The following is a 21,900-nucleotide window of genomic DNA, read 5'->3' as shown; positions in this document are numbered from 1 at the left end:
GCAATCCAATGATCAGTTAGTCCGATAACGGCTTAAAATTTCACCAAGGTTGCGCGAAGCGTTTGCAAGGCTAGCGACACCTTGCGATGAGGTTTGCGCAACACTGCGAATCGCATTGGATTGTGTACGAATATCACTCAGCTCAGCAGCAATATCATTAGCAACGGCGCTTTGCTCTTCGGCTGAAGTTGAAATTTGAATACTCATGTCATTGATCATTTTTGCTGATTCAGCAATTTGATTGACGTTATTGCCGATGTTAGCGACTAAATCACTACTGGTTTGAGCTTGACTAACCGTTTGCTCAGTAATGCGTGCGATATCTTGACTTTCGGTTTGCAGCTTCTCAATCATGGATTGAATTTCAACAGTAGCCGCTTGCGTGCGGCTAGCTAAGGTGCGAACTTCATCAGCTACCACGGCAAAACCGCGCCCTTGTTCACCAGCACGTGCCGCTTCTATTGCAGCGTTCAGTGCCAATAAGTTCGTCTGTTGCGAAATGGCATTGATGGTGGTGATCACATCATTAATCTGCGCTGTATTTTCATTCAATGTAGACACCGAATGAGAGGCTTGTTCAATGAACTTTGACAACTGGGAAATTTCATTAATCGCTTGCTGAACTAGTTGTGAGCTCTCTTCCGCTTGTTTTGAATCTTGATCGGCTTGCTGATTGGCTTGTTGGGAAATTGTGGAGACTTCTTGCGCCGAGGCCGTCATCTCTTCCATGGCCGTGGCGACGGAATCCAATGAAGCTGGCTACTGATTTGTTGCTCGCTCTCTTTCATCTCATGGGCAAAAGAGCTGGATGTCTCACCGAGAGTGGTGGCGTTTTGTTTTACTGAAACTACCAGTTCGGTCAAGGTATCCATGGCGTTATCGAGCGCGCAGCCAATGGTGCCAAACTCATCTCGACCGGGATGAAAACCTAATCGTGAAGTTAAATCACCTTTTGAAATTTTCAAGGTTGTTGTGTATAGCACCCACAATGCACCGCCAATAAAAGTAGCGACCCAATAGAGGAAAATAGCAAAAGGGATTGCCCACAAATAGCTCAACAGAAAAGTCGAGAGTGCCCATCGCTGAGCGTCTTTTTCAAGATAAGAGAGATTCTCTGTCAGTGCGTAAACTTTGCCATCGCTGTGTTTTGCTGTGGCGGTAATCACCCCTTTTTGATAACTAGTTGCGGCTAAAGAATGGCGAGTTTCAACCGCTGAAAGGGTTTGTGGATCTGCGCCGCTGGCAAGCAGACCTTGCAGTTTGTACTCAACGGCCAACTTCGATTGCGCTTCTATCTGGGCCAGTGAATCAACATAGCGATTTCCTGCGACAAAGCTTAAAGCGGTGAGGAATAAAGCGAAGATCACCCACATCTTGTCATTAATTGACATTTTAATGAACACGCGGTCAATCGTCCTGAACTGAACTTCTTTCATTGCTGCTCCGATATGCAAAAAAGTAATAGTAAATTTTATAAATATACTAAGGCTAAATGTGTGTGTTCGTGCAGAATTTTATGAAATGAATGTTGACTTAAATATCAAGATTGAGACTTTGATCTTATTTTAGGTTAAAAAAAGTGGGGAGAGTAATATTACTCTCCCCACTTTTAACTTTAATTGATTAACCCAGAGCGGGTAGTACACCAAGGCTAATAAAGATTTGCGAAGTGACGATCATCAAACCAATGGTTGCTGTCATGGTCAGAGCCAGTTTACCGCCTCTGACTTGATATTGTGTTCCACCCTGCGGTTGGAATATTTGGTTTGAACGCACTTTAATCACCATCACAATCGGTAAGAATATGGCCAAAATAGTCAACGCAATAGCTGCGTAACCGAGCGCCATAATAAAGCCTTGAGGGTAAAATAGCGCAAAGACTAATGGTGGCAGATAGGTGATGACGGAGGCAGCCATACGGTGCAATGGAATGTTCTTTTTCTTAATCGTATCGCCCATGAATTCAAACAAGCCCAAGCTTACGCCTAAGAATGACGTTAAAAGTGCAAGGTCGGCAAACACGCCAATAATGCTGCTTAAATTGGATTGATGAACGGTTTGCCCTAATGTCACAATTAGTGCACTCAGGCCGGAATTCTCAACCAGCTGAGGTTGGCTAACGACACCTAACGTGACGATCTGCCAAAAAATGTAAATAATCAACGGGATAGCAGAACCAATTAAGATGGCTTTGCGCAGCGAAGGGGTGTCGCCATCTAAGTAATTCACAATCGCCGGAATACTGCCATGGAAACCGAATGAGGTGAAAATGACGGGAATTGCAGCAACGATTAAGCCTTGCTCAAGTGGCATACTAAGCAAGTATGACTGAGAAACATTAGGTGCAAGAAATGAGAGCACTATAATCATCGCGACCATTTTACCGGCAAACAGCAGGCGGTTCACTTTATCAACCGTGCTGGTGCCGATCGTCACCACAAGTGCAACCAGTAAAGTAAAAAGCAAGGTGCCTAGCGGATTGCTGATCTCAATGCCAGCAAACTCTGTCAGGCGATGAGTGAATTGTGCGCCGCCACCGGCAATGTAAGCTGCACAAAGCGAATAGAACAAAAATAGCATAGCAAAGCTCGCTACCCATTTTCCTTTTTGCCCTAAGATCTGTTTAGCCAATGTATGTAAGGTGGCGTCTTTGTCTGCATATTGATGGATTTCAACCATTAACAATGCAGTGAAAGCCATTAATGCCCAGAGGGCGATCATAATCAGTAATGATGTGCCAAAGCCGATACCTGCAGAAGCGAGCGGTAGAGCTAGCATGCCTGCACCGATAGTGGTCCCTGCGATGATCAAAGTACTGCCGAAAATCTTTGATTGAGTCATGGTGTAAAGTTCTTTATACGTTATGTTGTGTTTCAGGGAGTGATATATATGAATACAACGGGGTGTTGACCATTAATCCACTCATTTTGGGCTATATTGTAGAACTTCGAGTTCATTTTCAACAGATTTGTAAAAATAAAAATCCACGATCGTATTTTTTTGTTTACATGGCAAGGTGGCGGCTAAATAAGAGTGGTCGAAATCGTTTCGCTGTGATAGATATTGTGGTGATGATTAATTTGACCATTCGCTTTCAAAAAACTGTCATATAAATCATTTAAAAAGGATCTTGCGACGTGATAATCCCGTCTCAGTCAATATCAAAGGAGGTCGATTAATGAGTGACCAATATAAAAACGATGAGTGCTTAGAGTGGCTCGACGCCATGGAGATCGGATTTGATTTATCCGATTATGACTCTGTATCTCATGAATGCTCTGAACAGAGCGCAGAATAGTACCAGCCAGCAGCCTATGCTGGCTATGCTCCTTACATTCCCCCTCGTGTATCAATTCCCTAACACTATTAATTTCCGCTGATTTTGAATAGGCGATTACCTTGCGCTTTGTTACAATCCGCGCCCTGATTTCCAATAGGTAAGCTGCAATGTCTGATACTGTGCACCCATTCCAACGTTTAGGACTTTCAACCACATTAGTTAGCGCTCTGCAATCTTTAGGTTTTGAACAACCGACGGATGTTCAATCTCAAGCTATCCCGCATGTTTTGGCTGGTAAAGATGTCATGGCTGGGGCGCAAACGGGTACCGGCAAAACGGCAGCTTTCGGTTTACCTATTTTGCAACGTTTTCTTGATAACCAAGCCGAGCGAGAAGCCAATAGTAAAGTTGTGCGCGCGCTTGTTTTGGTTCCGACTCGTGAGCTGGCTCAACAAGTGTTTGATAGCTTAAGTGCTTATGCACAAAGCACTACATTGAAGATTGTCACCGCGTATGGTGGAACCAGCATGCAAGTGCAAACACGTAATTTACGTGGTGGTGCGGATATTTTAATTGCGACGCCTGGGCGGTTAATTGACCATCTGTTTGTGCGCAACATTATCCTGACGCAAACCGAAGTGTTGGTGCTGGATGAAGCCGATCGCATGCTCGATATGGGTTTTTTGCCTGATATCCAACGTATTTTGAAACGCATGAATGATGAACGCCAAACGCTGTTTTTCTCGGCCACCTTTGATGACAAAATCAAAGCATTAGCACACAAAATGATGCGTGACCCTGTCGGCGTGCAAATTTCACCAGCCAATGCGACCGCTGATACTGTAAAACAGATCGTTTATCCAGTGGATAAAAAACGTAAAAGCGAGTTATTAGCTTATCTAATTGGTTCACGTAATTGGCAGCAAGTCTTGGTATTTACCAAAACCAAACAAGGCAGCGATGAGCTAGCCAAAGAACTGAAATTGGACGGCATCAAAGCGGCCTCGATCAATGGCGATAAAAGCCAAGGGGCGCGCCAAAAAGCATTGGATGATTTTAAATCAGGTAAAGTTAGAGCGTTGATCGCTACCGATGTTGCAGCTCGTGGCATTGACATTCAGCAACTTGAGCAAGTGGTTAACTACGACATGCCCTATAAAGCGGAAGATTACGTGCACCGTATTGGTCGCACAGGTCGGGCCGGGCTAACGGGCTTCGCGGTCTCTTTGATGAGCCGAGATGAAGAGTATCTGCTTGAAGCGATAGAGGCCTTACTCAATCAACGCCTGCCACAAGAGTGGTTAAAAGGGTTTGAGCCGAGTTTGTTGGAAGCCTTACCGGCTGAGCGTAGCAGCCGTAAACCTAGCCGTTCAGCGGAAAAAAGAAAGATGAAAGCAAAACTAAACATCCATGCAGGTAGAGGTAAGCGATAAAGCGCCCGCTTTATCTGGCCCAGTCACATTCAATATCATACAGCAACTCATTGATGGAGTTCGGACAGAGCGTCTGAGCTTCGTCGATATGGAACTTGGCGATCATCAAGTCATTAAAGAGTTGCCAATGTTTTAGTAAGCATTGGTTCACATCTTGAGTTTCATCTGACCATGTTTCTTTTAAAAATGGCGTGAGGCTCGCCGCGCCGTGCGCGTACATGATCATCTGCCATTTTATCTCCCACACCTTTATTGGTGTGGCTGAAAATTCACGGTTGTATTGCTCGGCAAGTTGTTCGACGAGCTGCTCAATTTCACCTGCACTGTCGATAAAATAATCAAAAAGAGCATCTTCTTGCCTTACCGCATCGGCGATCAGTTGAATCGGCTGTTTGACGGTCAGCATATGCGCGAGCAGCCGTACAATGAACAAATACAACTGCACGTTGGCGGGGGTGTTGGCTGGGATCTCTTTCAATATATGACGTAAATAATTCTCCATATAAAGATGGAGACCATCGCTGATACTGCGCCATATTTGCTCTTTACTACCGAAATGATGACGCAGCAAACTGTGCGAAACCCCAGCTTTTTCGCTGATCGTTCGTAATGACACTCGTGCATAACCTAGCTCGCAAAACAGATCCGCAGCGACCACTAGAATGTCTCTTTTGGTTTTTTGGGCATCAGTGGCACTTCGGCGGCCTTGTCTTTTGGTCATTTTTTAACTCGTCTCATTTTTTAACGAGCGCAGTTGTACCAGATTTGAGAGGTAGTTTCACGGAAAAAACGCTTTGGCAGTCATAGCCGATGATAAGGTTATGACTGCACAATGTTAATTGGATCGGAGATAAAGGGAGAGTTTGCTGATTAGAAAATCAATATCATCGCGTGAGACGTCTTTATGGGTCACAAAACGTACCGGATTGCCTGGCGAAACTTTTATTCCATCTTGCGCCAACTGATTGGTAATTGTATGGATATCGATAGAGTCGGCTAATTTGGCAAATACGATGTTGGTTTGCACTAAATCTGGATTGACGGAAAACCCGTTTAAGTCCGCTAATTTGCGCGCTAAATATTGGGCATTGTCGTGATCAGTCTTCAGCTGAGTGACTTGTTCAGTCAATGCAAGATGGCCTGCTGCGGCCAAAATGCCTGCTTGACGCATGCCGCCACCGAGCATTTTTCTTAAACGTCGAGCCTTGGCAATGTAGGTTTTTGAACCCAACAGCAGCGAGCCGATAGGAGCGGAAAGCCCTTTAGATAAACAGACCGTCATTGAGTCAAAGTATTGCGCAATCTCTTTAACATCCACATCCAGTGCTACAGCGGCGTTGTATACGCGCGCGCCATCTAAATGCAGTGCCAAATGGTGTTGATCAACAAACGTTCGCGCTTGCGCTAAATAGGCGAGTGGTAGAACTTTGCCATTGATGGTGTTTTCAAGGCTAAGTAATCGAGTGCGAGCAAAGTGGGCATCATCAGGTTTAATGGCCGCGCGCAGTTTATCGAAGTCTAACGTGCCATCAGGGTTATTTTCGATTGGCTGTGGCTGAATAGAGCCAAGAACCGCGGCGCCACCCGCTTCATATTTGTAGTTGTGCGCTTGTTGGCCACACAGGTACTCATCACCACGCTCACAATGTGACATTAAACCCAGCAGGTTGGCTTGTGTGCCTGACGTGGTAAATAGCGCCGCTTCAAAACCGTGTCGCTGCGCGGCCCACTCTTCTAAGGCGTTGACGGTTGGGTCATCGCCATACACATCATCACCCACGTCGGCATTAGCCATTGCTTCACGCATCGCGGCGGTGGGTTTAGTAACGGTATCTGATCGAAAATCCATATAATCTCCTCATGCGTTTTTCTATTTTTGCTAGAAGCATTTTCACTTCAATGCTTATCTGTGCTTGTGCTTGTGCTTGTGCTTGTGCTTGTGCTTGTGCTTGTGCTTTATTGATAACTAAGCACTTTATCGATAGCTAAGTATTTTATAGATAGCCACACAGCTTCGCCTTACTTAGGCAGGCAATGGTTTTTGAATCTGTGATTTGCCCAGTGATGATTTTTTGCTCCAATTCCTGGATCGAAAGCGTCACCACCTCAATGACTTCATCATCGTCGCATGATAATCGTGCAGTTTTGCTTAACTGTTTAGCGACAAACAGGTGCTGTATTTCGTCACAAAATCCAGCTAATGGTGTGACTTGCCCTAAAGTGATCAGCTCACTTGCGCTGTATCCTGTCTCTTCTTCAAGCTCACGGTGCGCGCATTCGGCTGGAAGCTCCCCCTTTTCTAAAGTGCCTGCTGGGAGCTCTAACAACCACTTTTTGAGTGAGGGGCGAAACTGATTAATCAGAATAATATCGCCTTGTTCTGTGATCGGCAAAATCACGGCCGCGCCCGGATGGACGATGGTGGTGTGCTCAATGCTTTTGCCTGTAGGAAGGGTGACATCCTCTTGCACTAATGAAATGGTTTTCCATGTATGTATGGTTTTGCTCATGCAAACTCTTCTTTAATTGTGGCTAGCCAATGACTGATATGGTGATAAGGGTTCAACCTTACCGAGAATCTGTGGCTAAGACAAAGTAAAACGATAACCTAAGTATCAATATTGCTTGCACAATCAGTGATGTCAGTCTCATATATGCAAACATTGATTTCGAAGAATTTCACAGAAAAGAGATCTGCTATAAGTGGGCGCTTATACTAAAATCTATTTGTAACAAAACAATAACAGTCGTATAAAGTTATGTATACAAACCATTTGGAGCGCTTAAGTGATCAATTTTACTCCTGCATCTCATGCGCAAAAAGCGCTACTTTCAGAGCGCATAAATAAGCTTGCTAAGGCTTTATCGGATGGTGTTTATGAGCGTGAAGACACCATCAAACTTTGTCTACTGGCTGCTTTAGCGGGGGAAAGTGTTTTCCTACTCGGCCCTCCTGGTATTGCAAAAAGTTTGATTGCGAAACGTCTGATCCAAGCCTTCGATAACAGCAGTTATTTTGAATACCTCATGACGCGTTTCTCAACACCAGAAGAGGTATTTGGTCCATTAAGCATTCAAGAATTAAAAGATAATGGGCGCTATGTTCGCCTAACCAAAGGCTATCTTCCTACCGCACAAGTGGTTTTTCTTGATGAAATTTGGAAAGCAGGCCCCGCCATTTTGAATACCTTATTAACGGTAGTGAATGAAAAGACCTTCAAAAATGGCAGCGATATTGAACGTGTACCAATGCGTCTTCTGGTTTCGGCATCGAATGAATTACCGGATGAAGAGAGTGGTTTAGACGCCTTATACGATCGCATGTTAGTGCGTGTGTTTGTCAACCGTATTCAAAATAAGCAGAATTTTAAATCGATGCTGACCGTCGGTACGCCACAAGAAGCGCGCATCCCTGAAGGGCTTGCGATTACCGATGAAGAGTACCACTCATGGCAGCGACAACTTGACGATTTACTGTTGACAGATGACGTGTTTGAAAAGTTATTTGAGCTGAAAAACATGCTAGAGCATGCCGTTGAAAACCAGCCCGCTGCGGCAAGTATTGATATGTACGTTTCAGACCGCCGTTGGAAAAAAGCGGTGAAGTTGCTCAAAGCGAGTGCGTTTTTTAATGGCCGCGACTCAATCAACCCGCTTGATTTACTGCTGCTGCAAGATTGTCTTTGGAATAGCCCCGATTCTCGCGATATTGTGCGCCGCGTTATCCGCGACTTTGCGTTGAAACATGCTTTTGACCAACAAGAAGTTGAACATCAAATCGTAGTGTGTCGTGAAGAGCTGGCTGAGATTCAAGAAGAGCTAGAGTCTGAATTTGGCATGTTGCTCTCGTTGGAAACATCATCCGGTTTGATTAAAAAGCAAGTGCATCAGTTTGATACCAAATCGGCAAAAACCTATCAGGTAGGCACCGCTCATGACTTGGTCAAATTGGTATTGCTGCAAAGCAATATGTCCGTCTCTGAGGCCGAAAAAGGCGATAGCCGCTGGGTTTATGTGCCTAAAAGCGAGCTTGAAAGAACGATCAAAGAGGGGCATGGCGATGTGTATGGTTATGTGAATCAAAATACCAATTTGTGCCGTTTAAGGTTTGATTTAGATGCTGGTAATAACCTCGTTCTGAAAGATATTGCTAATCGCTCGGTGTTGGTGAGTTTGGTGACTGAGCAAGGTTTAGACGAAAGTCTTTATCAAGAGTGGCTTACGAAAGCGGATCAAGCCGTTGCACAGTTGCAACATGCCGAACACCATTTGCGTAAAGTACGTTCTAAGTTTCACGGCGCTTTGCCGCATAACTTCATTGATCCGGAGCTGCCCACCGCTATGGAAGCGACGCTGCAGCATCTGCAGCAATTACTTGAATCGACTCATACCGAATGCGAAAAAACGGTGCTTCGTTTTAAAAACCTAAACCAGTTTTTTGCGTAAGGAGAGAAGATGCTTGGTGCCGATGGTTTAAATTTAGCGTTAATGATTGCCGATTCGGGCATCATTGATACGGCAGTGAATGATTTGCTTGCGCGCTCGCAAGTGATGATGATGGCTGAAAACCGCGGCGTGGCGAATTCAGTTAAAAATCACCTAACTAAGTGGCGTGGTAGTGTCAAAAAACGCATTACAAAAGTGTGTGAAACTGAGCGTTTTCAACAAGAGCTGACATTATACCAAGAAGTAATTCACTGGGATGAAGAGACCTTCTTTACCCGGATTAACGAGATAATCAAACAGTTGGAATGGCACTCAGCATTTTATCTCCAAGCACGTCGTTTAATCGAAAAAAACAAGGGGTTGCATAACCCCATGTTCCCTCATTTCTTTTGTGACCAATGGTATCAAAGCCTTTGCCATGCGATTAAACAAGCGCAAATCAACGAACTTGAAAGTAACAAAGAAAAAGTGTTGGCCGATTTGTACCAGCGTATGGAAACCATGAAAAACATGGATAAAGTCACGGAATCGGGTGATGAAAGCAGCGTCGGTCGCTTGTGGGATATGGCATCGGCGAAGCTCAGTAAAACAGACATTAGTGTCATGAAACGCCATGCGGAATTTTTGAAAAAGAACAAAGGATTGCAAGAGATTGCGGAACAGCTTGGGCGCATGGCTGGCGAAGTAGATGACCCGGATCTCAACCGCACTCCAGCCGAAGCGCTGCAAATGGTGGAGGAGAAATCGGACGAAGCGACGGATGACATCGTCGGCATCCACGAAAGTGATGATCTGAACAAGCTACTGCCCAACGAAACCATGTTTCTTGCCTATCCTGAACTTGAGGTGGTTTTCTACAAGCATTTAGTGGATAAGCGCTTGATGAACTATCGCATGCAAGGCAAGTCTCGCACCTTGCGTAAAGTCAAAGCGTACCAACCAGAACACAAACAGTTTGAGATTGAAAAAGGGCCGTTCATCGTATGTGTGGACGCTTCTGGTTCCATGAGTGGTTTCCCAGAACAGTGTGCAAAAGCGATGGCTTATGCTCTGATGCAGATCGCGCTTGCTGAGAGGCGCGAGTGCTACGTGATGCTGTTTTCTACTCAGCAAATTACCTATGAGCTGACCAAGCAAGATGGCTTGCGTGAAGCGAGTGATTTTTTAAGTTATTCATTTCACGGCGGAACGGATTTAGACCCTGTGCTAGAACAATCGGTTGAACTGATGAACAGTGACAAATACCGTAATGCAGATTTGGTCGTATTGTCGGATTTCATCGCACCTAAACCGCCGGAAGCTCTGCTAGAAAAAATCGCGACCTTAAAACATCAAAAAAATCGTTTCCATGCGGTGAGTTTGTCTCGCTATGGTAATCCACAGTTGATGGCGATGTTTGATCACTGCTGGGCATACCATCCTAATCTCGTCGGGCGACTGATGAAAAAATGGTAACGATCACTTGATAAAAACTGATGGATTGTTGCTCTAATTGTTCGCCTTCTATCCTTTGCGGGTCGATTCTTAGTCACTTGATTCATAAGTGGAAAATTTATTGTTGACTCATTTTCTTAATCCGTTAAAGTACGCCTCGTTCTCACGGAAAAGCCCAAAAGAACAATGTCAGGAGTTAGTTGCTCAGCAAGATGAGCAAAGTTATTAGAAGCTGCAAAGCAATGTTTAATAACAAATGTTGTTAATAACCAAATGTTATTAATAACAAAGCTAGCGAATGTACTTCAAAAAATTTTCGATGGTGTGTAACTGATTCAGTTGACGGCATCGCAATCCAGAATTGCGTGCCCTGGTGGTGAAATTGGTAGACACAAGGGATTTAAAATCCCTCGACTTTCGAGTCGTGCCGGTTCAAGTCCGGCCCGGGGCACCATCTATTCTTTGCTCATTAAGAGCAACAAAAAATTAAAGGCGCGATGGCAGACTGGTTATGCAGCGGATTGCAAATCCGTGGACCTCGGTTCGACTCCGGGTCGCGCCTCCAAAAACAAAAAAAGACGCTTTTTAGCGTCTTTTTTTGATCTATGTGATTAAGAATCAACAGCCTGCTTAGAAAATAACGCCATCGGTATGATGGCGTTAACTATGACATTGACAGCAATGCACAGAGGTGAGTGTTAAGCCGCCTTTTCGGTTTGATAATTTCCCAATAGGGCACTGTAAATTTCTTGGTCGCTTAAGACGCCGACGAGCTGATTATTTTCCATCAGAAGAATCGGATTTTGAGTTCGATGTTTCAACTCAATCGCGCTACGCATATCAATATCAGGTGTTGTAATGATCATCATCGATGAATCAATGTTCGACATATCGCTGACTTGGGTATCCCAGTTGATAAGAGCGGTCGACGTTGCTCCATATAGTGTCAGAGTTTTATCATGTTGTGCGACCCAAATATCCTGTTTTTTGCAGACCTGCCAACGTTCGTCTTGTTGCTTTAACTGTTCGATGGGCTGCATTAACGAACGTCCTTTCAGTACGTTAAGAGGGTTAGTGTGTGCCACGAACTCTTTGACGTAGTCCGTTTTGGGAGTAAGGACTATTTCTTCAGGCTTACCGTGTTGAATCAGCTTACCTGACTCCATAATCGCGATGTTATTACCTATTTTTAGTGCTTCATCTAAATCGTGGCTAACAAATAAGATCGTCTTGTTGAGTTTGCTTTGTAGCTCTAATAACTCATCTTGCAGTTGCGCACGAATCAGCGGATCAAGTGCTGAGAACGGTTCATCCATTAACAGGATGTCACTGTCCATTGCAAAAGCACGTGCTAAACCGACACGTTGCTGCATGCCGCCAGAAAGTTCGTGGGGGAATTTATCTTCCCATTCAGCAAGGCCAACCATCGAGAGCTGAGCACGAGCATGTTGGTGGCGTTTTTTCTTACTCATTCCTTGCATTTCTAAGCCAAACGCCACGTTATCTAAAACCGATAACCAAGGCATAAGGGCAAACTTTTGAAACACCATCGAGACACGATTTGTTCTTAAATGCTGAAGCGTTGCTTTATCACAGCTGGCAAGGTCAACAAAGCGTTTGCCATCTTTTAATTCTAATGATCCCCGGCTGATGGTATTCAAGCCATTCACCGCGCGTAGCAAGCTCGATTTCCCTGAACCAGACAGTCCCATCAAGACGCAAATTTCGCCTTCTTTAACAGTAAGGCTGACATTGTCTACCCCTACGACTTGACCACAGGCATCGATAATCTCTTGGCGAGATTCACCCGCGTCGAGTCGTTGCAGTGCTTCATTTGGGTTCTGACCAAAGATAACATCGAGGTTTTTAATGGTAATTGCATCCATGATTATGCGTCCTTATTATTTTGATGTGGGGTTTTGCATAAACGATCAAGAATGATGGCGACTAAAACGATGGCTAAACCAGCTTCAAAACCTTGAGAAATATTGACGGTGTTGAGTGCACGAATCACGGGTTTGCCAAGGCCGTCAGCACCAACTAAGGCGGCAATCACAACCATTGAGAGTGATAACATAATGCACTGAGTGATCCCTGCCATTATGCTGGGTAGCGCTGCTGGCAACTCCACTTTGAGCAGTAAGTTCATACGACTAGAGCCGAATGCTTTACCCGCTTCAACTAACTCTTCCGGTACTTTAGTAATCCCAAGATAGGTGAGGCGAATGGGGGCGGCGATGGCAAAGATAATGGTCGAAATGAGCCCCGGAACAATACCCAAACCGAACAGAACTAGCGTTGGAATGAGGTAAACAAAGGTTGGTACCGTTTGCATTAAGTCAAGAATTGGGCGCATCAGAGTATAAAGCCATGGTCGATGCGCGGCGATAATGCCCAATGGTACGCCAATTAATACGGAAATCGTTGTCGCGGCAAACACCAAGACAAAGGTTTCCAGCATTTCTTGCCAGTAGCCAAGGTTTAGAATAAGCAGTAGGGCAGCAATAACAAATACCACCAATGAAATCTGACGATGTAGATACCATGCAATGGCTGCGGTGACTAAAATCGGCACGGCAGGGGGCATCCATTTAAACACATCAACTAAAGATAAAATGATGGTCTCAAGTAAGTAGGAAACAGTATCAAAAAATGTGGCTGCATGGATGGTCAGCCAGTCAACGCCACTTTCCATCCAACGACCTAAGGGGATTTTGTTCTCTGTAATAAAATTCACGGTATAGCCTTTTGGAAGGTGAAATGCTCACCTCCTCCTTTAAATTAATTTATGCTTTAAATGGCGCTAAATAGTTGCTGATAGCTTGTTGTGCAGGTGTTCCAGCTTTGGTTTTTACATTCTTTAGCCATGGAACAATACTTTCTGGATGTTTGGCTAACCATTGGCGAGCGGCTTGTTCTGGTAACACGCCTTGGTTGAGAATGGATTCCATCAGTTGGTTTTCCATTTCAAGCGAGAAGGATAGGTTTTTTAATAAATTACCGACATTTGGGCATTGTGCTAGGTAGTTTTGACGCACATTGGTGTAGACATTTGCACCACCGTAGTTTGGGCCAAAGTAATCGTCACCGCCATCAAGGTATTCCATTTCAACATTGCTGTTCATTGGGTGCGGAGCCCAACCTAGAAACACAATCCACTGATTACGACGTACCGAGCGTGCCACTTGTGACACCATGCCCGCTTCACTTGACTCAACAACGCTAAAATCTTTCAGCTCAAAAGCGTTTTCATCAACCATCGATTGGATCAAGCGATTACCGTCATTGCCCGGTTCAATACCATAGATTTTGCCGCGAAATTTATCTGAAAATTGAGCGATATCAGCAAACGATTGGACACCGGCATCATAAACGTACTTAGGCACAGCGAGTGTGTATTTTGCTCCTTCCAAGTTAGCGCGCAGAGTTTCAACCGTTCCAGCTTCACGGTATTTGGCAATATCGCCTTCCATGGTTGGCATCCAGTTACCGAGGAATACATCAATGTCACCGTTCGCCATAGATGAGTAGGTCACGGGTACTGAGAGCAAATCGATTTTTGTCTGATAGCCTAACCCTTTGAGCAACTCTGTGGTTATTGCCGTCGTGGCGGTGATATCTGTCCAACCTACATCAGCAAAGCGCACGGTATCGCACTGATTAGCGTAAGCATTGGCGCTGAGCAGAGTCGTCATTGCAAGTGTGAGCACGGTTTTTTTAGTAATAGACATGTTATTTCCTTGTATTTTTGACTGACTTTATAAATTTTATGAGTAAGCGTCCGGCTTTCTCATTGGTGGTTTTATTCTTTGTTTGGTTTGCCAGTCTGGTGCAATCCATACTGGAGCTTCAGTACTGGCTAATAGCGGTTTGCCTAAAATAAGATCGGCGGCGCGCTCTGCGACCATGATGGTTGGCGCATTCAGGTTCCCGTTGGGAATGCTTGGGAATATCGAGGAATCCACCACGCGTAAAGCTTGAATTCCGCGCACTTGGCATTGTTCATTCACCACGGCCATTGGGTCGTCATCTGCGCCCATTTTGCAGCTGCAAGAGGGGTGATAAGCGCTTTCCACATTCTGTTTGACCCATGAATCAATATCGTCATCGTTTTGGATCTCTTCACCCGGTTGAATTTCTTCGCCCCGATAACTATCCAATGCTGGTTGCGCTAGAATTTCGCGGGTGAGACGAATGCAATCGCGCCAATCTTGGCGATCTTGTTCGGTTGATAGGTAATTAAATGCGATAGAGGGTGAAACCGTTGGATCGCGAGAGACAATTTGTACTTGTCCTCGGCTTTCTGGCTTATTGGGCCCCACATGAACTTGGAAGCCGTGACCATCAAAGGCCGCTTGGCCGTCGTACCGCATCGCAGCAGGTAAAAAGTGGTATTGAATATTTGGCCATTTGAGCCCTGCGCGAGAGCGAATAAACGCGCACGACTCGAAGTGGTTGGTTGCCCCTAATCCTTTACGAGTTAAGATCCATTCAGTGCCGATAAGCCCTTTGCTGATTAAACCGAGTTTACTGTTTAGTGTGATCGGTTGTTTACAATGGTATTGAAAATAGATCTCTAAGTGATCTTGCAGGTTTTGACCCACGCCAGGCAGGTCTTGCTCCAGTTTCACACCAACTTGTTCAATCAGCGCTTTAGGGCCAATACCCGAAAGTTGCAAAAGTTGAGGAGAGCCAATAGAACCAGCACTTGAGATCACTTCTCGCAAGCAAAACGCTTGTTGGATCTTGCCTGATTTTTCAAACTCAACGCCGATGGCCTTTTGCTCTTCAATCAAGATTTTATGTGTCACAATTCCTGTCTTTACGGTGAGGTTCGGGCGCTTCATCGCGCGGCGTAAATAGGCATTGGACGTTGAGGCGCGAACTCCAGAATCTACCGTCATATGCATTGGCCCGAAACCTTCCTGCTGATAAGCATTGTAATCGTCAGTTTCTGGATAACCGGCTTCTTTGCCCGCATCGATGAAGGCTTGATAAAGTGGGTTCAATTGCATGTCGTTACCGTTACAAGTACCGACGGGCCCATTGCCGCCACGATAAGCGTTCTCGCCACCTATCCAAGATTCAGCGCGGCGAAAATAGGGTAAACAATTTTGATAATTCCAACCTTTAGCGCCCAGTGATTCCCATTCATCAAAATCGCAAGCGTGACCACGAACATATACCATGCCATTAATAGACGAGCTGCCACCGAGTACTTTTCCCCGTGGGCAATGTAACTGACGCCCGTCAAGATCGGGCTCTGATTCGGTTTCAAATTGCCATGCGTATTTTTCGCTGTTCATCGGGTAAGAAAGGGCGGTTGGCATTTGAATAAAAATGCTTTTATCGCTTCCGCCAGCTTCGAGCAGTAAAACTTGATGCTCGCCAGACTCGGTTAAGCGATCGGCAAGAACACAACCTGCTGAGCCCGCACCGACGATAATGTAATCAAAGTGATTTAACATAGAAGGCTCCTTTGACGATTAAGCATATGGGCTAGCAAAATCATCTAGCTCCACTAAAATGCTTTTGGTTTGGGTATAGTGCTTCAGGGTTTCTATGCCATTTTCACGGCCAATCCCAGAATGCTTATAACCACCGACAGGCATTTCTGCTGGAGAGTCTCCCCAGGTATTTATCCAGCAGATCCCGGCTTGAAGTTGGTGAATTACTCGGTGTGCACGAGAAAGGTTCTGTGTGAACACTCCTGCCGCTAAACCATATTGTGTGTCATTCGCGCGCGCGATCACTTCGTCTTCATCGCTAAACTTAAGCACTGACATCACAGGGCCAAAGATTTCTTGCTGCACGTGAGGCATGTCATCAGTGCAATCAATGAAAACAGTTGGTGCAACAAAGTTGCCCTTATCTAGGTCGTTATCGGTAACTTGATAACCGCCAGTGAGTAAAGTTGCTTGGCTAGCTTTGGCTTGCTCAATCGCTGTGAGCACTTTGTTTAAATGAGGTTTGGAAATTAACGCGCCAATCTGGGTGTTGATATTCATAGGATCGCCAATCACTAATTGTTCAGTACGCAGCTTAAGCTGAGCGACAAACGCATCGTAGAGGCTGTCGTGCACGAAAACGCGTGTCCCATGGGTACACACTTCACCTTGGGTATAAAAGTTTGCCACCATGGCAGCGGAAACGGCTTGATCAAGCTTGGCATCATCAAAAATAATGAGCGGTGACTTTCCGCCCAATTCCATAGTGACAGACTTCAAGCTGCGAGCGCTGTCTGCCATCACGGTTTTCCCGGTACCCGATTCACCGGTAAAAGAGACTTTGGCAATATCTGGGTGGGCCGTCAGCATTTGACCTACGCGGTAATCACCTTGAACCACGTTAAAGACGCCGTCTGGCACTCCGGCTTCACTGAAGATCTCTGCCAGTTTTAATGCGCTTAATGGCGTTTCCTCTGAGGGCTTGAAAATCATCACATTGCCGGCAGCCAGTGCTGGCGCTGATTTCCACATCGCGATTTGAATCGGATAATTCCATGCGCCAATGCCCGCGCAGATGCCTAATGGCTCGCGGCGAGTATAAAAAAACTGATGTTCATTGAGCGGCTGTTGCTCGCCTTGAAGCGATGGGGCTAAGTTTGCAAAGTACTCAATGACGTCTGCGCCAGTAGCAATATCAACGCAATTGGCTTCTTGAATCGGCTTACCGGTATCGAGAACTTCAAGTACAGCAAGTTCATCGTTTCGTTCTCTAAGTATTTTTACTGCTTTTAGCAAAATACGGCTGCGTTCTGTCGCGGTCATTCTTGACCATATCGCGAATCCTTGCTTGGCTGAGGTGATAGCTTGTTCAACGTCATTGGCACTGGCGTGCTGCAATCTTGCTATCACTTCACCTGTTGCTGGGTTGTAGGTATCGAAACGTTCTCCTGAAGTCGCAGATCGGAGCGTTCCGTTGATATAAAGCGATTGTATTTCCATTTTAAGGCCTGAAGTGAGTTGTTATTGCGCATAAAACGCTAATTGTTTATTGAGGTAATCGTTAATGATGGAATGTGCTTGAGCAGGGTCTATCCCTTTGGGGTTTAATGCTCCGCGTAGCCAAATGCCATCAATCAGTGACGCGATGCCATGAGCCACGAGGTTGACTTGTTCTGATGGGAGCAGCGGCTTGAGTTCAATCTTAAGATGAGAAAGTAAACGCTGTTCATTGACGTATTGCAGGCGATTTAACTGTGCGTCGTGCATGGAGTAAGCCCAAAACGCTAACCATGTTTTAACAACTTGGTTTTCCGCTTGGAACCCTTTGAAATTGCCGGTTACGATGGCATTAATGCGTTCGTAATGAGCCTCTTTTGGGAGTTGGTTTAAATGCTGAGTGATGGTGGTTGAAAGCTCACGTAAAACAACACGCATTGTCTCTTCCAATAATCCATGCTTGCCGCCAAAGTAGTGATTGATAATCCCTGTCGAGACCCCCGCTTCTTTGCTGATTAAAGCGATGCTTGCGCCATGTAATCCAACGCGCTCAATGACTGTCATTGTTGCGGCAACAAGTTGAGGTTTGCGTATGTCTGGCATCCCTACCTTTGGCATAATTCATCCTGATTATTTTATATTGAACGATTAGTTAAATATAAAATGCCATGATAATGTTTAGAGTTCAAATCTATTTTTGCGTAATAATTGCCATTGAATTTGCATGGTTAATAATAAATATTATTTTAATTCAATTGATTACAATTAATTTTCCATAATTGTTTAGTGTGAAAAATATTTGAAGTCACCGTGTTTTTTGTTCGGTGCTAGCTTCTATCGTTCATCGAAGAAATCTTTATTGCGGATGTATTTACTCATGAGGTGATAAGAGAAGGGGCGAACTAGCCAGCTCAATAAAGACCTGCCTAATCGAATGAACGTTGGTGTGTTTTCGTAAATACGCCCATTGTAAAGCCACAGCAATTTACCCACATGCCAATAAATTAAAGGAATGGGTGGCATAAAGGTGACGATGTCGAGGTCACAACAGATACGATAGGTTTTGTGACTAAGCGCGTAGCGTTGACGAAAACGCCAATTACCAATCGCGGGTTGGCCGAATGTCACAATGCGTTTGATGCATTTTGGGTATTTCTTTTCGATGTAGTCAGCAAAGATACACCCAATAGCCCCACCCGAAGAGTGACCAGTGATGGCAATTCGTTTGCCGCTCTCGATCAGAGGAACAACGACGGCTTCCAGCCGCTGTAAAACCGATAAGCCGAGTTTATCTTCGTTGCGCGTTGGCAGGCTCTCTTGATGCAGGAGATGGTAAAAGCCCGCATGAATACGGTAATCCAATCCTAAGTGTTTGCAACTGCGTGTCCACATTGCAAAGTACCGACACTGTGCGAACCTTTGATGACGACCACCGCCTCTTCTTGGTTTTTACTCCACAGCACTCGAATCATGACTTTACCAAACTGGTTACGGATGATGTGCTGACCGTTCGGGTCAAAACCGTAACGTGTCTGCCTAAACACTCTGGGATAAGCAAGGTTGCACAGCACGGCATAGCGTTCGTATTGATAGCGTTTAAGTGGTTTCACATGACAGCTCTCGAAGATATTGAGCTAACGTAGCGATTGAATGTGAACACTTTATGAATGATGCAGTTTAGGGTGGGGGAGTATTTGTATTTAAATGCAGTCAGCCATAAAGATGCGAAGGACAGAATATCAAAATTCCCTCCCCTTCAAGGGGAGGGGTAGAACCTTAATTCACTCTATTTCTAAATATTTATCGCATTCTATCCTGACATACTCAGGTATGAGGTCGAACTCACTGGGATCAAGCTGACAGATGTACTCATTCTCAATATGGTAAGTCTCATTAATAAATTTACGTATGACAGAGTTTTTAACATCCATATTAAACAGCCTAAATACTTGCAGCTTTTCATAACCGTTGCCACACCCCTTATAAATTTCTTTTAAAGAAGCTTGATTTTTCAAACGTTCCAAAGTGACAGCATAGTCAAAATCAGTGATTCTACTTGCAATAGTTGAGCAGCCTAAATCAAATTTCTGTGCATCCATTTCAGGATACTCTTCACCAACGATAGGTTCCCTTTTATCAACAGGAACCTTTCTTAGATGGAACAAGTTCGAAAGCACTTGATAAACATCTTCTTTGTCATCCAAGATTTCATAATGTCTTCGAAGATAAATGAGCTTAAGGATGACATCACACTCTTTATCTATGACTCCACTACAGATCTGAGAAAAAGTTTTGATATCAGCCTTTGTTATTGATTGCTCGTATAATTTCCCTTGAGTGAACTTTAAGAAAGATGCCCCTACTGTATTATTAAACTGATCAGAAACAGCTTTGACAGTATCGATAATTGGCTCAACATCATGCGTTAGCATCAGGACAGTGTCACCTTGTAAGCATTCTTTTGACTTCCTACGGAACAACATCTCTAATATTGCGTACTTCTTATTTTTATCAAAAGATGAAATGGGATCATCCAATACAATTAAGTCTGGTTTTTTAGCTAAACATTCATACATAAATAAGACTATTGCGAAGGCATTCCTTTCACCAAAACTTAAGTGTTGATCACCTCTACTAACAAAATCATTGTAATCTATATGTCGAAGTTTTAACTGTGATTTGTCATCCTCACCAGAAATTTCGACTGAATACTTATACCCAGCGTAAGACAAGAAGTCGTTTATATCTGTTTGATGCTTACTAATGAGTTTTTGCATTCCTGCCCGCTGCATATTGATTTTACCTTGAAGCTTACCCGCCTGTTTACTGACGTTATCAATGGAATTATTAATTGAGGCAATTGCCACTTGAGTCTTTTTTGAGTCGATAATGGCGAAAAATTGCAAATCTAACTTGTAATTACTTAACTTTTCGTTAACTTTTTCACCTTGTTTAAAATCGAATCCATTGAGTTTTTTTAGTAGTTCAAGCTTTTCAAGAAGGTTATCAATTTGGTTTTTTATATCACTTAAGAATTGTTCGTGCTCCTTACCCAAACCATCGGGTAGAGAGGTTATTACCGCTAGCTTTTCTTTAGTATCATTTGAAAGATAGTCTCCTAGCTTTTCTATGACAGCGATTATGCCAACGAGGTTTTTGATGACTGTTTTATCATATTCCTTCCCAACTTTTTCTATCTGCTCTTTTTTTTCTTGAGTGTCGCTAGAGCAAAATGGGCAACAATTTGATATTTCTGAAAACTCTTTTTGTCCCTTAGTCTGCCAATCAATCCAGTTTACGTTACTAGTGCTTCTAATAAACGGTTTATATACTTCTAAACCAGCAGGAATATGTTCAATCTTATTTCCAGAAGACAAACCTTTCATACCAGTCGAGGCTTTTGAAATTCCGGTTTTTGTAAGCTTGAAAGCTGCTCCTAGTTCCTTCAGGTTTGCAATAAACGTGTCTAATTCTATGTTATCTAAGAACAATACTTTGATATTATTAACAATATCTTCAATCTCTTTCTCAGTCTCAATATATGCTTCATTGCGAATAAATATATCAAAGCTATTACTTAAGAGTTCATCTGACTGGAATGTAAACTGACTGACATAATCTTCGTTAAAACACATTACCGTGTTCAACTCTTCTGTAACTGTCACCTGTGGCTTTAGCTTATCTGGATTTTCAGTTCTTAGTTTAAAGGGCATCAGCTCAGAGAGCTTTTCTGCATCACTATTAGAGATTAAGGCTTTGGCTATAGTACTCTTGCCTGTGCCGTTTGGGGCAAATTTTATATTCAGTTTACCTTTTTTAATTTCTAAGCTGGCACTGTCAATGTTATTACAGTTACTTATGTCTATTAGCATATTAAATTCCATACAAAGATCAGTCTCTAAGCTCACCACAAAAGCAGTAAGTTGCATAAAGTGCAATTCTAGGGATGATATTCTGATAAAACTGTGCTTTCCCTTCCGTATCCCAACATTGCATTCAAATCAGCCGCTTGCTGCATTACCTACTATTAGGAAAATTAGGGCTATTTATTACTAAGGTAGTTCGCAAGATTTTTGTGGAAACTCAGAATGGGACAAAAACATTCCAACAACCTATATCGCTCATCATAAATAGCATACCCAATACTCACGAAATTAATTCCCTCCCCCTAAAAGAGGAGGAACACCTCGTCATAAGCTTCTACTCGAAAGCATAATGAGCGTGTTTAAGTTGTTTAAATAACTTCTGCTGCCTTGACAGAGGGAAAACTGACAAATTTTGTTGTAAATGATCAAGTTTGATTAGAAGCGATCATACTATATTAATTATTTTCCTATACCTGTCGGCCCCTAGTATTTACGAT

The 21,900-nt window shown here is 43.9% G+C and carries 14 protein-coding genes, 2 tRNA genes and 2 pseudogenes; 5 read left to right on the top strand and 13 right to left on the bottom strand.

The window, feature by feature from the left end; genetic code table 11:
• Nucleotides 1-12: 12 nt before the first annotated feature.
• Nucleotides 13-1,436: pseudogene (locus AACQ42_RS05760) on the bottom strand (methyl-accepting chemotaxis protein).
• A 187-nt stretch (nt 1,437-1,623) separates the two neighbouring features.
• Entirely contained in the window at nt 1,624-2,841 is a 1,218-nt protein-coding gene (locus AACQ42_RS05755) for an aromatic amino acid transport family protein (protein WP_094166103.1), read from the bottom strand.
• 606 nt (nt 2,842-3,447) lie between these two features.
• On the opposite strand from AACQ42_RS05755, the gene AACQ42_RS05750 reads away from it, so the two are divergent.
• Nucleotides 3,448-4,713 carry a DEAD/DEAH box helicase gene (locus AACQ42_RS05750; RefSeq protein ID WP_094166102.1) on the top strand — a complete coding sequence of 422 codons (1,266 nt, stop codon included), beginning with the start codon at nt 3,448-3,450 and terminating at the stop codon, nt 4,711-4,713.
• 10 nt (nt 4,714-4,723) lie between these two features.
• On the opposite strand, the gene AACQ42_RS05745 is transcribed toward AACQ42_RS05750, so the two are convergent.
• The 3 genes from AACQ42_RS05745 to AACQ42_RS05735 all read right to left on the bottom strand — a co-directional run bounded on the left by AACQ42_RS05745 (nt 4,724) and on the right by AACQ42_RS05735 (nt 7,223).
• Nucleotides 4,724-5,434: a TetR/AcrR family transcriptional regulator gene (locus AACQ42_RS05745; protein WP_013867941.1), complete on the bottom strand. Its 711-nt coding sequence runs from the start codon at nt 5,432-5,434 to the stop codon at nt 4,724-4,726.
• A gap of 114 nt (nt 5,435-5,548) precedes the next feature.
• The gene (ltaE, locus tag AACQ42_RS05740) at nt 5,549-6,562 is read right to left on the bottom strand and encodes a low-specificity L-threonine aldolase (protein ID WP_094125724.1); all 1,014 of its coding nucleotides are present in this window, start codon (nt 6,560-6,562) and stop codon (nt 5,549-5,551) included.
• Between the two features lie 145 nt (nt 6,563-6,707).
• Nucleotides 6,708-7,223 carry an NUDIX hydrolase gene (locus AACQ42_RS05735; RefSeq protein ID WP_017048791.1) on the bottom strand — a complete coding sequence of 172 codons (516 nt, stop codon included), beginning with the start codon at nt 7,221-7,223 and terminating at the stop codon, nt 6,708-6,710.
• Between the two features lie 277 nt (nt 7,224-7,500).
• Between AACQ42_RS05735 and AACQ42_RS05730 the strand changes: the two genes are divergently transcribed.
• The 4 genes from AACQ42_RS05730 to AACQ42_RS05715 all read left to right on the top strand — a co-directional run bounded on the left by AACQ42_RS05730 (nt 7,501) and on the right by AACQ42_RS05715 (nt 11,158).
• Nucleotides 7,501-9,159: an ATPase RavA domain-containing protein gene (locus tag AACQ42_RS05730; RefSeq protein ID WP_013867938.1), complete on the top strand. Its 1,659-nt coding sequence runs from the start codon at nt 7,501-7,503 to the stop codon at nt 9,157-9,159.
• Nucleotides 9,160-9,168: 9 nt separating this feature from the next.
• The gene (gene viaA / locus AACQ42_RS05725) at nt 9,169-10,614 is read left to right on the top strand and encodes an ATPase RavA stimulator ViaA (RefSeq protein WP_019283198.1); all 1,446 of its coding nucleotides are present in this window, start codon (nt 9,169-9,171) and stop codon (nt 10,612-10,614) included.
• 346 nt (nt 10,615-10,960) lie between these two features.
• Nucleotides 10,961-11,047, top strand: a tRNA-Leu gene (locus AACQ42_RS05720).
• Between the two features lie 37 nt (nt 11,048-11,084).
• A tRNA-Cys gene (locus AACQ42_RS05715) sits at nt 11,085-11,158 on the top strand.
• 133 nt (nt 11,159-11,291) lie between these two features.
• Here the strand turns inward: AACQ42_RS05715 and choV are convergent.
• The 8 genes and pseudogenes from choV to AACQ42_RS05675 all read right to left on the bottom strand — a co-directional run bounded on the left by choV (nt 11,292) and on the right by AACQ42_RS05675 (nt 21,466).
• Nucleotides 11,292-12,479, bottom strand: coding sequence for a choline ABC transporter ATP-binding protein (gene choV / locus AACQ42_RS05710; RefSeq protein ID WP_094166101.1), 1,188 nt, complete (start codon nt 12,477-12,479; stop codon nt 11,292-11,294).
• Between the two features lie 2 nt (nt 12,480-12,481).
• Nucleotides 12,482-13,330, bottom strand: a complete 849-nt coding sequence (gene choW / locus AACQ42_RS05705; RefSeq protein WP_017048787.1) for a choline ABC transporter permease subunit — start codon at nt 13,328-13,330, stop codon at nt 12,482-12,484.
• Nucleotides 13,331-13,379: 49 nt separating this feature from the next.
• Nucleotides 13,380-14,324: a choline ABC transporter substrate-binding protein gene (locus AACQ42_RS05700; RefSeq protein ID WP_094166100.1), complete on the bottom strand. Its 945-nt coding sequence runs from the start codon at nt 14,322-14,324 to the stop codon at nt 13,380-13,382.
• 36 nt (nt 14,325-14,360) lie between these two features.
• Complete coding sequence (gene betA, locus AACQ42_RS05695; protein WP_088733436.1) at nt 14,361-16,061, bottom strand: choline dehydrogenase; 1,701 nt, start codon at nt 16,059-16,061, stop codon at nt 14,361-14,363.
• A gap of 18 nt (nt 16,062-16,079) precedes the next feature.
• A complete protein-coding gene (gene betB / locus AACQ42_RS05690; protein ID WP_088733435.1) occupies nt 16,080-17,540 on the bottom strand; it encodes a betaine-aldehyde dehydrogenase in 1,461 nt (486 codons plus the stop codon).
• 21 nt (nt 17,541-17,561) lie between these two features.
• Nucleotides 17,562-18,155 (bottom strand): transcriptional regulator BetI, encoded by a 594-nt coding sequence (betI, locus tag AACQ42_RS05685; RefSeq protein WP_017046103.1) that lies wholly within the window; start codon nt 18,153-18,155, stop codon nt 17,562-17,564.
• A 216-nt stretch (nt 18,156-18,371) separates the two neighbouring features.
• A pseudogene (locus AACQ42_RS05680) lies at nt 18,372-19,147 on the bottom strand (lipase family protein).
• Between the two features lie 171 nt (nt 19,148-19,318).
• Nucleotides 19,319-21,466: an AAA family ATPase gene (locus tag AACQ42_RS05675; protein ID WP_254918595.1), complete on the bottom strand. Its 2,148-nt coding sequence runs from the start codon at nt 21,464-21,466 to the stop codon at nt 19,319-19,321.
• Nucleotides 21,467-21,900: the final 434 nt, after the last annotated feature.

The organism is Vibrio sp. V12_P9A6T4 (assembly GCF_963874835.1).
GTDB classification, from domain to species: domain Bacteria; phylum Pseudomonadota; class Gammaproteobacteria; order Enterobacterales; family Vibrionaceae; genus Vibrio; species Vibrio anguillarum.
This window is presented reverse-complemented; position numbering and strand designations above follow the sequence as displayed.

Coding starts and splice junctions, on each gene's coding strand:
- AACQ42_RS05755 (WP_094166103.1), bottom strand. CDS start 2,841: ATGACTCAATCAAAGATTTTCGGCAGTACTTTGATCATCGCAGGGACC.
- AACQ42_RS05750 (WP_094166102.1), top strand. CDS start 3,448: ATGTCTGATACTGTGCACCCATTCCAACGTTTAGGACTTTCAACCACA.
- AACQ42_RS05745 (WP_013867941.1), bottom strand. CDS start 5,434: ATGACCAAAAGACAAGGCCGCCGAAGTGCCACTGATGCCCAAAAAACC.
- ltaE (WP_094125724.1), bottom strand. CDS start 6,562: ATGGATTTTCGATCAGATACCGTTACTAAACCCACCGCCGCGATGCGT.
- AACQ42_RS05735 (WP_017048791.1), bottom strand. CDS start 7,223: ATGAGCAAAACCATACATACATGGAAAACCATTTCATTAGTGCAAGAG.
- viaA (WP_019283198.1), top strand. CDS start 9,169: ATGCTTGGTGCCGATGGTTTAAATTTAGCGTTAATGATTGCCGATTCG.
- choV (WP_094166101.1), bottom strand. CDS start 12,479: ATGGATGCAATTACCATTAAAAACCTCGATGTTATCTTTGGTCAGAAC.
- AACQ42_RS05700 (WP_094166100.1), bottom strand. CDS start 14,324: ATGTCTATTACTAAAAAAACCGTGCTCACACTTGCAATGACGACTCTG.
- betA (WP_088733436.1), bottom strand. CDS start 16,061: ATGTTAAATCACTTTGATTACATTATCGTCGGTGCGGGCTCAGCAGGT.
- betB (WP_088733435.1), bottom strand. CDS start 17,540: ATGGAAATACAATCGCTTTATATCAACGGAACGCTCCGATCTGCGACT.
- betI (WP_017046103.1), bottom strand. CDS start 18,155: ATGCCAAAGGTAGGGATGCCAGACATACGCAAACCTCAACTTGTTGCC.
- AACQ42_RS05675 (WP_254918595.1), bottom strand. CDS start 21,466: ATGCAACTTACTGCTTTTGTGGTGAGCTTAGAGACTGATCTTTGTATG.